The organism is Petralouisia sp. (assembly GCF_056822245.1).
This window is the reverse complement of record NZ_JBQIOP010000039.1, coordinates 25,659-38,418: the sequence shown is the minus strand read 5'-3', so window position 1 is coordinate 38,418 and position 12,760 is coordinate 25,659. Positions and strand designations below refer to the sequence as shown.

The following is a 12,760-nucleotide window of genomic DNA, read 5'->3' as shown; positions in this document are numbered from 1 at the left end:
ATATTAGAATTAATTTTCCAGAACAATACCGGATGTCCTTTACCCCCTGGATGGGTGTAAAGCTATCCGGTATTGCTTTTTCTTAAGTTAATGACATTGTGCAAAAGCAGGGTTTTTCCTGGGAAACGTGGAAGAAACATATTGAAATGTTATAAAATGATGCCATAATGTATCATGGCATAGCTTCTCACCTGTTCAGCGTGTTCTTGCTGATTGGTTGCCTGAAAAACGGCGATACTCTGATTAAAAAAATCTTTTGACATATCATATTGCTCTAACGCTGCCAGCGCACAGGCTTTGTTGCACAAAAGCATGGGAAATGTATGCAGTTTTCCATACTTAATGCAATAGTCGATGCCTGCCTGGCAGAGTTCCAGGGCGTCTTTGTGCATCCCTTCCTGCCCAAGCCAGGAGGACAGGTTCTGCAGGATCATGGGATATTTGGAAGATATCTCATCTCCGTGCATGGTATGGCATTCCACATACTCTTTCAGGCCGTACAGCAGCCGGATTCCGTCCAATACTTTTCCGAGACTGTGATAAGCGCAGCCGATGCTATTGAGAATGGCAATTTCATGGTATGTTAATAGCCTGGAATAAATATGTATTCCGTCAAACTCCGGTATGGTCAAATGAATGGCATGCAGCAATTCATGCAGCACCCATTCGGCGGTTCTGCCCTTTTCTTTTTCAATTAATGCTCTGGCAAAGGCAAGATACTGCCGTTCCATTTTCAGAGAGACAGAATTGACGGGCAGATTCCTTATTCCCGCTTCCATGGAGGCGGCAAGCTGCTCGGCCTGTTCAAAATCCCTGTTTCCCAGGCAGCGTGTTAACTGCTGTTCCAGTTCGTACCGTTCCCGTTCTTCCAAGTTCAGATAAAAATAATAAATCCGGTCAGCAACCCCAAGACGCTGCATCAGCCCTTCCAGTGTTTTTCTGCCCGGCGTCTGCAGGCCGTTTTCAATTCTGGACAGGGTGGACGGGGTACAGATTCCGTAACAGAGTTCCTCCTGGGAATAATGCAGGCGCTCTCTGGCATCACGGATTAATTCGCCGATGGTATAAGATGCCATGGCTGATATACTCCTTTCCGCAATAGTTTTTCCGTACTTATCATACCCAGTCTGTTCTTTTTTGTCAACGAAGTGTTTCTTCTGCCGCTGGCAGCCGGATTACAAAGGACTTTGTCTCCCCTTGGGAGTGGTTCTGTTCTAAAGTCAGGCTTCCCTGGTGCATGGCGATGATTTTATGGGCAATGCACAGGCCCAGTCCGCTTCCGCCTTTACTGCGGCGGGATTCATCTCCCGACACAAAGGGATCAAAAATATATTCTGCAATTTCTTCAGAAATCTCTGCTCCGCTGTCGCTGATTCTTATAAGGATTGTTTCTTCTTCTGCAGCGGCTTTTACCAGAACCCTGGTTCCTCTGGGATTATGCCGGATGGCATTGTTCAGCAAATTTGAGATGACCCGCTGAAACTGCAGCTTGTCTGCCGGGAACCAGAGAGGTTCTTCCGGAATGTCCGCAGAGATTTCCATTTCCTTTTCTTCAAAATCCAGATACAGACTGGCCACGCATTCCCGCAGAAGCTCCCATAGATTCTCCTGGGATTTTTTCAGCTGATACCCTTCACTGTCCAGTTTTACATATTCAAACAGAAGGCTGATTAAACCGCTCATCTGCATGGATTTTCCGTAGATGGCTTCCAGATATTCCCTGACCGGCGCATCCTGCTCCTCCAGCAGCGCCCTGGCATAGCCGGCTACCGTGGTCATGGGAGTTTTCAGATCGTGGGCCACGTCTGAAAGCAGAAGGTTCCTGCGTCTGTCATATTCTTCCCGCTGCTGCTGCTCTAAGGTTTCTATCTGCCGGATATGAAGCGCCACCATCCGGCTGAAAGCCAAAGCTGCAAGCAAATAGGGAAGCAGCAGGGTGATTACAATGAGAATGGTTAAGGCAGCCGTTCCCGCCAGATAAATCCGGGCTTCCCGGCCGGACATGTGTCTGGTCTGTCCCATGATATAATCCGTCATCTGCTGTCCGGCAAAACGTTCCGCCGCCCTCTGAAGTCCCAGGACCGCGATATCGGGAAACTGGCTGCCGAGACTTGTGACGGAAAAATAAATAACGCCCCGAAGCAGCAGTCCAAGCGTCTGCTCCTGCTCCCATTTTGCCATAAAAAAATTGATGTGGAATTTTTCTTCCAACCACGGATAAAACATTCTGCCGTAGAAAAGATTCAGCAGGCTTTCGCTGAGGGAAACCAGAATTAAAATCAGTAAAAACCGGCGGATTAAAAACCATTTCCATGTGTTGTGCTTCATTGTTATTTCTCCATGCGGTAGCCCAGTCCCCGGATAGTTTTTATATAGGCCCCGCTGTCTTGTGAAAGTTTTGCCCGGAGGCGGCTGATGCATACCATAATATTGTTGTCCGCGATGGCGTATGCTTCGCCCCATACATTTTCATATACCTGCTGTTTGGTATACACTTTGCCCGGATGCTCCATAAACAGCCGGAGCAGCTTATACTCGACAGAGGTTAAGTCAATGGGTTCGTCATTTTTATATACCAGGCAGGATTCGGTGTCCAGGCGCAGATCCTTAACGGTCAATTGCTTTAACTCCCGGCTTTTGGCCCCCAGTGAATAGAATCTTCGGATATTGGAGTTAATTCTGGCCATTGCCTCCATGGGATTGAAGGGCTTGGAAAGATAGTCGTCGGCGCCCAGATCCAGTCCCAGAATCTTGTCGGAATCCTGATTTTTGGCGGAAAGTATCATCACCGGAATATTGCTGCGTTCCCGTATCTGCTTTAAAACCTGATAACCGTCCAGTTTCGGCATCATAATGTCTAACAGCGCCATGTCGATTTCTTCCTGCTCCAGAAGGGAAACAGCTGAAAGCCCGTTTTCCGCTTCCAATACCCGGTAACCGTCTTTTTCCAGATACAGCCGCAGCAAGTCCCGGATTTCTTTTTCGTCGTCTGCGATGAGAATTGTATATGCCATAATGTGTTCCTCCTGCTAATCAGAGATAGTTCTGCCCTGCAGATACTGCTCCTTTAAGGTCATGTAAAGGGCGGCGTTCGTCTGGCGGACGTAGGGATTCAGGTAAAACACCCCGAGAATTCCCAGCGTCAGTCCATTTAAAAGATACCATCCCAGGAAAGATAAGTCCAGTACAAATGATTTCCACTTGTTTCCATACATCATGGTTTTGCTTAAGTTCAGAACCTCCTCCCGCTCCATGCCTGGGCATTCTCCCAGAATGTAGGGAACCAGACGGTATTCATAACTTTTTACAATGCCGGGAATGATAAAAAGCAGGGCCCACAGGAGAATATAAAGATCCCGGAAAAAGGTGACTTTGACGCAGTTTTTATAACTGCGGTCGAAGGCAAAGCACATTTCCTTTACCTGAGCCTGCTCCTTTAAGTTCCTGGTAAAAAACCGGGAAACGCCTATTTCCAGAGGATTAAACACCAGAATACTCAGTGGCAGCAGAATCAGAAGAAGCACTAAGACAATCACCGTTATAATTATAAACAGGATGATGAGAAACATTAAGGCCCCTTCCTCCAGAACTATGTCTGCTTCATCGTTCAGCCGTTCCTCCTCATAGTATTCCTGTTCCGTTTTCTGAGAGGAATCCGAATCAGTAAGTTTTTTGAAAGTTCCTCCGGCGGAACTGAATTTGCCGAAGCTTCCGCAAAAAAAAGTAAAAACCAGGGCCACCAGCACCGCTTTCCAATGATTTTGGCTGATTTGCCGTCTGGCTGTTTCTTTTAATTCTTTTCTCGACCACATTATTTATATCCTCCTTCATATCTTTCTTACTGATTGCATCATACCCGTTCTGCCTTAACAGAAAGATGACTTTTCCTTACAATAACCTTACAAATCCCCTTGTTATTTTGCCTGACGGATGATAAGATTAAGACAAACAAAAAGAACGGGAGCTTTGATATGATTCTGAAAGAACTGGAACATTATGTAAGGCATTTTGGCAAGCGGTTTCTGATTTTCCTGAGATGGCTTTTATTTTCTATTTTAAGCGGGATTCTGGTAGGCACCGTGGGAGCTGTGTTTCACTACTGCATTTTTTACGCAACGAAAACCAGGGAAACCTATCCCTGGCTTGTACTTTTGCTGCCGGCTGCAGGACTTTTGATCGTAGGCTCCTATCATATGATGCATGATGAGAAGGACGCAGGCACCAATCTGGTGCTGTCCGCCATTCATTCCGGAAAGCATATTCCCTTAAGGATGGCTCCTCTGATTTTTATTTCCACAGTGATGACACATTTGTTCGGCGGTTCCGCAGGCCGGGAAGGCGCCGCCCTTCAGCTTGGCGGCAGTATCGGCAATTCTCTGGGCAGGCTCCTGAAATTTGATGAAAAGGATCAGCATATTATGATTATGTGCGGAATGAGCGCGGCTTTTTCCGCTCTCTTTGGCACGCCTCTGGCTGCCGCTGTATTTTCCATGGAGGTGGTCAGTGTGGGAATTATGCACTACGCTGCCCTGGTTCCCTGTGTGGTTTCCTCTCTGCTGGCCCAGGGAATTGCAGAGTACTGGCGGATTGAGCCGGAACAGTTTTTGCTGCATTCCATACCGGAATTCACACTTTCCTCCGGCATAACAATAGCAGTTCTTGCGGTTCTCTGCGCCATTGTCAGCGCATTGTTCTGCATTGCCCTCCACATGGGAGAAGCTCTTTATAAGAAATATTTTTCCAATCCCTACCTTCGGATCTGCGCAGGAGGCGCATTGCTTGCGCTTTTGACCCTGCTTGTGGGAAATCAGGATTACAACGGGGCCGGCATGCCCATCATCGCCCGGTGCTTTGAAGAACACCACGTACTGCCCTATGCCTTTGCATTAAAGATTCTCTTTACGGCTGTAACCCTTGGGGCAGGATTTAAAGGCGGCGAAATTGTCCCCTCCTTTTTTATCGGAGGCACATTTGGCTGCCTCTTTGGAAATCTGGTGGGATTTGCGCCGGATCTGTGCACTGCTGCGGGAATGGGGGCCGTGTTCTGCGGCGTTACCAACTGTCCCATCACTTCCCTGTTCATCTGCTTTGAGCTTTTTGGCTTTCAGGGAATGCCTTATTTTTTGCTTTCGGTGGCTCTGGGCTACATGCTTTCCGGTTATTACGGATTGTACCACAGCCAGAAAATTGTATATTCCAAATATAAAACAGAATATATTAACCGAAAAACCCGCTGAGGCGGCCGGTATGTACGGCATGCTCCTTCTGTAAAAGGACTTTACGGCTTACGGCCGCTCAGACATGCGGGTCAAAAATTAAGTCATAATTTATTTTCTGATAAAAGATCTCTTCCAACATGTCTTTTCTGCACTCTTTATTGGCCAGCATCCACATGGTTTTGGCAATGACGGCCTCTAAGGTCATGTCATAGGATTCCAGGAACCGGCATTCCTTCTTGATTTTATTTCCTACTTCGTAGACGGTCATATCGCTGCCTTCATGGGCCACCTGGGTTGCCATCAGAATTATTTTTTCCGGATACGTCTCATGAAGTTCATAAAACATATCGGAAATGGAAGCGGGAATTCCTCCTACCCCGAAGCTTTCCACGATAATGGCGTCGTACTGTTCAAACAAAAACCGCAGTCCTTTGGGGGAAATTCCGGGAATCAGCTTCATCAGAAAAATATTGTCGTTCATTTCCTCGTAAAAGGTCACTTTTTCCTGGAACGGCAGGGCGGGAATATAGCGCATAATCCGGCCGTCCTGTATCATGGCCAGAAAAGGAAAATCAATACTGTCAAAGGCATTGTAGCTTTTGGAGCGGATTTTCTTGGCGCGGGTGCCTGCAATCACTTTTCCGCCGAATACAATCTGGACGCCCTGGGAATTCTCATCTGCTGCATAGCAAAAGCTGTCCAGCAGATTGGTTTTGGCGTCTGTAATTTCCAGATCAATGGATTTCTGGGCGCCGGTGATAACGATAGGTTTGCAGGAATTCTGTATCATATAGGACAGAGCCGCCGCGGTATAGGCCATTGTGTCTGTCCCATGGGCAAGGACAAATCCGTCGTATTTGTCATAATTGTCACGGATGGCCCTTACCATCTCCTTCCAGTGGCGGGGCTCCATGTTGGTGCTGTCAATATTGCACAATTGTATGGCGTCCGGATTGCAGAACTGGGAAACATCCGAAATATAAGATAAAATTTCTTTTGCCTGAATCAGCGGGGCAAGTCCGTGTTCTGATTTCTGGGAAGCGATGGTTCCGCCTGTGGCAATCAGCAAAATATTTTTTTTCATGTTCAGATTCCTTTCGCATGTGTAATGTCAGTACAGTGATTCTATCACAGTAAATCTCCTTTGAAAAGTCCATTCTTTCTTATTTAAAAGATCGTATATTTTTTACCAAAACCGGGTGGGATTTTGTTTATTATTGGCAATTTTTTGACTTGTTTTTTTGGAGATACATAGGTATAATGTCTAAGAATTATTTTAGCGGGATGGAGGAAATATTATGAATTATGATTACCTGTTATATTTAGCGATTATTCTTATGAGCACAAAATTACTGGGACTTGTGACAAGAAAAGCTCATATGCCTCAGGTGGTGGGGGCGTTGATTGCCGGATTGATTCTGGGGCCTGCCTTCCTGGGTCTGCTGCACAGCAGCAGATTTTTGAATCAGGTATCAGAAATCGGCGTGATTGTTTTAATGTTCATGGCGGGACTGGAAACAGATACGGAAGAACTGAAGCGTTCCGGCCTGGCGTCTTTTATAGTGGCCCTTTTCGGCGTGCTGGTTCCGTTAGCCGGCGGCTTCGGCATTGCAATGGCATGCCGCGTGGCTTCTCCGGAGCTGTCAGCCAGTGAACTGATGCAGAATATATTTATCGGTATTATTTTAACAGCTACTTCTGTCAGCATTACCGTAGAAACCTTAAAGGAAATGGGAAAGGTTTCCACCAAGGCGGGAACTGCCATTCTGGGCGCGGCAATTATTGATGATATTCTGGGAATTGTGGCTCTGACTGTCATTACCAGTATGGCGGACCCCAGCACCAATATTGTGCTTGTGCTGCTGAAAATCGTGGGATTTTTTGCCTTTGCCATTGTGTTTGGCGTTGGCTTCTTCTATATTATTCAGAAATGGGTTTCCCTGGACCCAAGGCCCAACCGGCGCCATGTTATTATGACCTTTGCCTTCTGTCTTGTTATGTCTTTCTGCGCAGAGCACTTTTTCGGCGTGGCAGACATCACCGGCGCTTATGTGGCGGGGCTTGTGCTGAGCCACAGCACCAAACGCGAAGTCATTTACCGGGAATTTGACACGGTATCCTATCTGTTGGTGGCTCCTGTATTTTTTGCAAGCATCGGCCTGAAGGTGGAATTAAGCTCCATGTCCGGCAGTCTGATTACCTTTACGCTGCTGCTTCTGGTGGTGGCGATTCTAACCAAGATTCTGGGCTGCGGCCTGGGGGCGAAACTCATGGGTTATACCTCCAAAGAATCCTTTCAGATTGGAATCGGAATGATTTCCAGAGGGGAGGTTGCCCTGATCGTAGCCAACAAAGGAGAAGCGCTGGGGCTGATCGGCGATAAGCTGTATGCGCCTATCGTAGTAACGGTAGTAATTACCACGGTAATCACACCGATTCTGTTAAAGGCTGCCTTCAAGGATAAGAAGAATGCTGCGGCCGCCTGATGAGAGGAATAAATTCCGGAAACGGCAAGGCTCTCCCGCAATTGCGAAAGAGCCTTGCTGTAACTATATAGTAAACTGCCATCATGCTCAGCCCGCCGGACGGCCATCCATGCTATGGAAGCCAGGGGCTTTCATAGTAAACTGCCATCATGCTCAGCCTGCCGTCCGGCGGGCCGCATGGCCATCCATGCTATGGAAGCCAGGGGCTTTCATAGTAAACTGCCATCATGCCCAGCCTGCCGTCCGGCGGGCCGCATGGCCATCCATTTAACAATTCATAAAAGCTGTATTTTGAAAACAGAAATTAAAATATTTTTTCAGGGAAAACCTGCGCTTCTTCTCTTTTAAAAGAGACTGCAGCTGACGGCAAAGCGCCTCTTTTTCTTCCGGCGTCAGCTGTTCTTTCTCATATTCAAAGATATCAGTATCAATCCGGTTCAGCAACTCGTACATATCATGGTAAACTACATCAGCGCCCTTCTGGTTGGCTGCCTCAAACGCTTCTCCCACATAAAAGCGGTAAAACAATTCCTGTTCCCTGGGATTCAGACAGCTTACCATTACTTCCTTCTCTTCTGCAATTTCCTTTTCGATCAGCCAGGCGATGGTGGCCTCTTTCTGATGGATTTTCAGAAATTCCAGGCAGCGGTATCTGGCAACGGCGCCAATCCAGTTATCAAATTCATTTTTATAATGAAAGCTGTCGATATGGTTCCAAATGGTTCTGATGGTATCCAGAAGGCATTCCTGCTGAAGATGCGGCAGGGTAAATAAATGTTTTCTGATAATGGAGATCATACGCTCTCCCTGTTCCATAATGAAAAATTCCAGTGCTTTTCCGTTATGAAGCCTCAATTGTGATACATAATTTTCTTTGCATATCTTCATATCAAACACCCGTCTTTCCGGTTTCCCTGAATATGCTGTCTTAGTGATAGCTTAAGACTACCATATGAGTGTTTTATATTTCTTCTTTTAATTCTTAATTTTTTCTTATGAAGCTGTCGCATTAAGAAAAATGATTTTTGCGATATTTAACCGCCGGAGTAATATTTCTCAAACGGTTTGGAATTTTCCATATTCCAGTATAGGCTGCGGCCCTTCCAACACATCCCTGCCGATATAAACCACGTTGTCCTCCCGCACCTTAGCGCTCCATTTTACCAGGGAAATATTTCCCCGTTCCAGTTCCAGGGCGGTGATGCAGCGGGGATGGACACAGCTTCCGTCATTAAAGTAATAACCTTCTCCGGGCTTGGGAAATGCCGGTCTGTGGGTATGGCCGGCCACCAGAAGCCTCTGGTACTTGCCGGCCCATTCTGCCAGTCGCTTCTCCGTCTTTTCCTTTTTCCGGTAATTTTTAGCTGCGCTGGTGGGATCGTTGCATCCGGCCAGTTCCAGAGGACGCCAGAGATATCTCACCAGAAAACGGGTAAGCCTCCAGAGCGTATCGTTAAGGAGATCACCCTGATGCCCGTGCACCAGAAAAATTTCTGTTTTGCTGCAGGTTTCAATCAGACGGATGGCTTCATAGACTTTCATATCCGGAAAAAGGTTTTTTTCACTGTCCTCCACTGCACAGTAATAGGATCTGCATTTCGTCTGAAAGTACTTTTGCTGTTGCTTTTTCCGATCGTGGTTGCCGTATAACATATAAAACCGCTGATTTTTGTAGAACTCTCCCATAATCCAGAACTGATTGCTGTGTATCCGCACAATTTCCTGCAGATCCCGGTTTTCCCACAGCTCATCTCCGTCTCCCAGTTCAATATAGGTGAAATTTCTCCGGTTGTAGTACTGCAGCGCAGCAAAAAACAAATTCTGGTTTGACTGAAAATTATCGCCCCAGTTGCCGATGCCCCGGTGGCAGTCGCTCATCAGCACAATGCGGCTGCCCAGGTGGATGGGGACGCAGAGGGCATTTTCATAAGCCTGATTCAGTTTCCTTTCGGTGCGGCTCATCTTTGTTGTTTCTCCCAGGCAATGCGTCCTGTTTTAGTGATAAAAGCAAAAATTCTGGGATACGCCAACATCAGATAATATAATTTGTCAATGGTTCGGGAGAAGTCTTTTGTGATTCTGTGATATAATTTACAGTTATGGCAGTTCTGCCACTGAATAAATTTCCGGAATAATTTCCCATAAAGGGAGGTCTGGGGATGTTTGGGCTGATAGATGCGCAGGGATACCTGATTGCGGAATATCCGCAGATCCTCCGGCTGATATCCTGCCCGGTAACAGCCTTTGATGAATTCCTCCATCATTTTTCTGTCCTCAAAAGTAATGGAGGCTTCCAGGATCAGTTCTCCCGGATAGGAAAATTTCCCCAGTACAAAGCCTGTCAGCCACCAGTGGCATTCGATTCTCTGAAACAGCAGTTTGCCGTTTTTGTAAAGCTTCATATGAATGGGAAGCTGATCTTCCTCAGATACACAGTCGTAAAAAACATCTTCCGGATTCTGATGTCCGCTTCTTTCTTTTTCTATATAAATTCCCACTTCAGCGCCAGTGGTAATTCCATACTGCCCTTTCCAGAATTCAATCATCCGGCGCTTTCCCCCATATTCAAAATAAATGGGTTCGCAGTCAATCATCATATTCATTGCAGGGGCCATTTCATCATATATTTTTCCATAGCCGAAATTTTTCTGCCAGGCGTTTTCCAACGAATAGAAAATGTCTTTGGACAGGCTGTAGGCAAATCCGAAGGGTTCCAATGCCCGGTTGATTTCCTGGTATTTTTCCTGTTCGCATTTCTGCTTCACCAGACATTTGGCCCTCCTGCGCCGATGGATTCTGCAGCAGAACAGGATCACTGTCAAAACAGCAAGAATTGCCAGGATTCCCCAAAATAATTCATGAAAACTCAAAATATTCCAACTCCTTTCTTTTTTACTAATATATTCAGAAAGAAGTGGAGGGTGCTTACAGGGAATGCATTGCCGCCGAGTCCTGCCGCGTATCCGGTCTGCATACGTTTTCGGAATCAGCCACTATTACAATTTTTTCATTCTAAAGCCTGCATAACTTCTGATCATATCTTTTTCTTAATGCGCAAGATATTCTGCCCATCCTTATATTCATAAGAAATCTCATCCATGGATTTCTTCACCATGTAGATGCCAAGTCCTCCAATTTCCCGTTCTTCCGCCGTAAGCGCCACATCAGGGTCTTTTCTGGCAAGCGGGTCATAAGCCTTGCCATTGTCGATAAACGTCACCACCACAGAAAGAGGGTCCTCCAAGACGTCAATACGGACAGTTGCCGAACCTGTCTTGGGATTGTAGGCATAGTGCGCAATATTGCCAAAAAGCTCGTCAATGGCAATGTTAATCTGCATTTGCGCTTTCATCGGGCAATTCAGCTGTGTTAACTGCTCATCTACAAACGCTGTCACTTTTTCTATATTTTCTACTGTAGCATCAATTTTTAATTCCTTCATTATGCATCCTCTCCCTGTATTCCAGACATAACATGGTAATATCATCAAATTGCGGCGCATCGCCCACAAAAACATCAATATCTTCTTTGATTTTGCCCAACAGTTCCATCGGCGGTAAAGCTGCATTCTGTGTAAGGATTTCTCCCAACCGTCCCATGCCATAGAGCCTGCCGTCCTTATCCGTTGCCTCTGTTACGCCGTCTGTATACTGAAAAAGCCGGTCACCGGGGGATAACTGCATCGTGCCGCACTTATAACGTATCCCTTCCATGCCGGCAAGCACAAAGCCCGCACGGATTTTATAGGGTTCATAGCTGCCATCCTTTTTGCAGATAAACGGAATTTCATGGCCTGCATTGACAAATGTAAACTCGCCGCTCACAAGATCAAGCACACCCTCAAAGGCAGTGATAAACAGCCCTTCACTGTTAGACTCGCATAAGAGGTCATTGACCTCTGTGAACACATCACCCAAATCCCTGCCTGGCTGTGTATGGTCTTTAATCAAGGTCTTTCCAATCACCATAAACAGCGCCGCCGGCACGCCTTTTCCTGAGACGTCCGCCATGACAACCGCCAGATGTCTGTCATCTACCATGAAGAAATCATAGAAATCACCGCCGACCTCCTTTGCCGGATTCATGGTGGCATAGATATCAAACTCCGTTTTATCTGGAAACGCCGGGAAAATTCCAGGCAGCATATTTGCCTGTATCTGCGTGGCAATGGACAGCTCCGCTCCAATCCGCTCCTTCTCTGCAGTGACCAATGTAAGATTTTCTACATATTCCACAATATCCGTTTCCATCTTACCCACAGCCTTTGCCAACACGCCAATTTCGTCATTCTTGTTAATGGCGGACAGCTTATCTGAGGGCGTATTAGAATCCGCAAAACGTTTGGCTTCGTCTGTGATGGCAAGGATCGGCAGCAGGACTTCCCGGTACAGGAACATACTATACACAAGGAGAAACAGACAGACAGCGGCTAAGACGCCAAGGAGTACGTCTTTTACATAGGTATTTCGGGCATTTTCCAGTCTTGTCATAGCTTTCTCTACGCCAAGGATTGCCACAATTTTTCCTTTTGAATCATATATAGCAATGCCTGCGGTTGTATGGGCCCCAGATTCCTCCGAATAAGAATAAAGATACTCCGTGGCACGCTCACCTTTGGTGATGATACCTCGCACATTATTCACATACTCCTCAGTCACGCCAACTGCCGTATAACCTAGAGGATAACGGTCAAAGCCGCTGGCGGAGTTCACTGAGTCATAAATATAAGTAAGGGTTCGGTAATCTGAAGTATCAACCTTCGCCACATAAATCAATGTGGTGTTGGTGGCATCCACCAAATCATCCAGCCGTTTTTCAATCTTGTGGTACTCCTCATCCGTGTCCCCTGTGGATAAATATTCTTCAAATTTGTCTGGATTTAAGTAACCTGCCGCAGTCTCTGCAATTTCATAAGCCGAATCATTGTACTGTCGCTCTAATACAGATGTAAATTCCCGATAGCCAATGATACTGATGATTGCCCCCAGTAAAATGCCAAAGATTATGATGGCAAGGGTCAATTTTCCCGTAAGTCCGGTAATCCTTTTTTTCATT

At 46.4% G+C, this 12,760-nt stretch carries 12 protein-coding genes; 2 read left to right on the top strand and 10 right to left on the bottom strand.

Translation table 11 applies throughout. The features are described from left to right. Nucleotides 1-149: 149 nt before the first annotated feature. From ACTO17_RS14590 to ACTO17_RS14575, 4 genes are all read right to left on the bottom strand, one after another. Nucleotides 150-1,076 carry a helix-turn-helix domain-containing protein gene (locus tag ACTO17_RS14590; RefSeq protein WP_172537285.1) on the bottom strand — a complete coding sequence of 309 codons (927 nt, stop codon included), beginning with the start codon at nucleotides 1,074-1,076 and terminating at the stop codon, nucleotides 150-152. Between the two features lie 64 nt (nucleotides 1,077-1,140). Further along, nucleotides 1,141-2,328: a sensor histidine kinase gene (locus ACTO17_RS14585; protein WP_482558443.1), complete on the bottom strand. Its 1,188-nt coding sequence runs from the start codon at nucleotides 2,326-2,328 to the stop codon at nucleotides 1,141-1,143. A gap of 2 nt (nucleotides 2,329-2,330) precedes the next feature. Further along, nucleotides 2,331-3,014, bottom strand: a complete 684-nt coding sequence (locus tag ACTO17_RS14580; RefSeq protein ID WP_172537283.1) for a response regulator transcription factor — start codon at nucleotides 3,012-3,014, stop codon at nucleotides 2,331-2,333. A gap of 15 nt (nucleotides 3,015-3,029) precedes the next feature. Further along, nucleotides 3,030-3,812 carry a DUF975 family protein gene (locus ACTO17_RS14575; RefSeq protein ID WP_482558442.1) on the bottom strand — a complete coding sequence of 261 codons (783 nt, stop codon included), beginning with the start codon at nucleotides 3,810-3,812 and terminating at the stop codon, nucleotides 3,030-3,032. 159 nt (nucleotides 3,813-3,971) lie between these two features. Between ACTO17_RS14575 and ACTO17_RS14570 the strand changes: the two genes are divergently transcribed. Continuing rightward, entirely contained in the window at nucleotides 3,972-5,237 is a 1,266-nt protein-coding gene (locus ACTO17_RS14570) for a chloride channel protein (protein ID WP_172537281.1), read from the top strand. Nucleotides 5,238-5,295: 58 nt separating this feature from the next. On the opposite strand, the gene ACTO17_RS14565 is transcribed toward ACTO17_RS14570, so the two are convergent. Next, nucleotides 5,296-6,303 carry an asparaginase gene (locus ACTO17_RS14565; RefSeq protein ID WP_172537280.1) on the bottom strand — a complete coding sequence of 336 codons (1,008 nt, stop codon included), beginning with the start codon at nucleotides 6,301-6,303 and terminating at the stop codon, nucleotides 5,296-5,298. Between the two features lie 211 nt (nucleotides 6,304-6,514). Here ACTO17_RS14565 and ACTO17_RS14560 point away from each other — a divergent pair, with 211 nt between their 5' ends. Then, a complete protein-coding gene (locus tag ACTO17_RS14560; protein ID WP_482558444.1) occupies nucleotides 6,515-7,705 on the top strand; it encodes a cation:proton antiporter in 1,191 nt (396 codons plus the stop codon). 267 nt (nucleotides 7,706-7,972) lie between these two features. On the opposite strand, the gene ACTO17_RS14555 is transcribed toward ACTO17_RS14560, so the two are convergent. The 5 genes from ACTO17_RS14555 to ACTO17_RS14535 form a co-directional block, all read right to left on the bottom strand. Next, nucleotides 7,973-8,593, bottom strand: a complete 621-nt coding sequence (locus tag ACTO17_RS14555; protein ID WP_172539422.1) for a hypothetical protein — start codon at nucleotides 8,591-8,593, stop codon at nucleotides 7,973-7,975. Nucleotides 8,594-8,761: 168 nt separating this feature from the next. Then, complete coding sequence (locus ACTO17_RS14550; protein ID WP_172539423.1) at nucleotides 8,762-9,667, bottom strand: metallophosphoesterase; 906 nt, start codon at nucleotides 9,665-9,667, stop codon at nucleotides 8,762-8,764. Then, entirely contained in the window at nucleotides 9,664-10,575 is a 912-nt protein-coding gene (locus ACTO17_RS14545; protein WP_172539424.1) for a DUF4474 domain-containing protein, read from the bottom strand. The genes ACTO17_RS14550 and ACTO17_RS14545 overlap by 4 nt, the downstream gene beginning before the upstream one ends. Nucleotides 10,576-10,739: 164 nt before the next feature. After that, entirely contained in the window at nucleotides 10,740-11,147 is a 408-nt protein-coding gene (locus tag ACTO17_RS14540; RefSeq protein WP_172539425.1) for an ATP-binding protein, read from the bottom strand. Continuing rightward, on the bottom strand, nucleotides 11,128-12,759 hold the full coding sequence (locus tag ACTO17_RS14535) for a SpoIIE family protein phosphatase (protein ID WP_482558441.1): 1,632 nt from the start codon (nucleotides 12,757-12,759) through the stop codon (nucleotides 11,128-11,130). Before ACTO17_RS14535 ends, ACTO17_RS14540 begins: the two co-directional genes overlap by 20 nt. Nucleotide 12,760: the final 1 nt, after the last annotated feature.

Bases quoted from the DNA above. Each gene is read 5' to 3' on its own strand.
- ACTO17_RS14575 (WP_482558442.1), bottom strand. From the start codon at position 3,812: ATGTGGTCGAGAAAAGAATTAAAAGAAACAGCCAGACGGCAAATCAGC.
- ACTO17_RS14535 (WP_482558441.1), bottom strand. From the start codon at position 12,759: ATGAAAAAAAGGATTACCGGACTTACGGGAAAATTGACCCTTGCCATC.
- ACTO17_RS14550 (WP_172539423.1), bottom strand. From the start codon at position 9,667: ATGAGCCGCACCGAAAGGAAACTGAATCAGGCTTATGAAAATGCCCTC.
- ACTO17_RS14585 (WP_482558443.1), bottom strand. From the start codon at position 2,328: ATGAAGCACAACACATGGAAATGGTTTTTAATCCGCCGGTTTTTACTG.
- ACTO17_RS14580 (WP_172537283.1), bottom strand. From the start codon at position 3,014: ATGGCATATACAATTCTCATCGCAGACGACGAAAAAGAAATCCGGGAC.
- ACTO17_RS14540 (WP_172539425.1), bottom strand. From the start codon at position 11,147: ATGAAGGAATTAAAAATTGATGCTACAGTAGAAAATATAGAAAAAGTG.
- ACTO17_RS14555 (WP_172539422.1), bottom strand. From the start codon at position 8,593: ATGAAGATATGCAAAGAAAATTATGTATCACAATTGAGGCTTCATAAC.
- ACTO17_RS14565 (WP_172537280.1), bottom strand. From the start codon at position 6,303: ATGAAAAAAAATATTTTGCTGATTGCCACAGGCGGAACCATCGCTTCC.
- ACTO17_RS14570 (WP_172537281.1), top strand. From the start codon at position 3,972: ATGATTCTGAAAGAACTGGAACATTATGTAAGGCATTTTGGCAAGCGG.
- ACTO17_RS14590 (WP_172537285.1), bottom strand. From the start codon at position 1,076: ATGGCATCTTATACCATCGGCGAATTAATCCGTGATGCCAGAGAGCGC.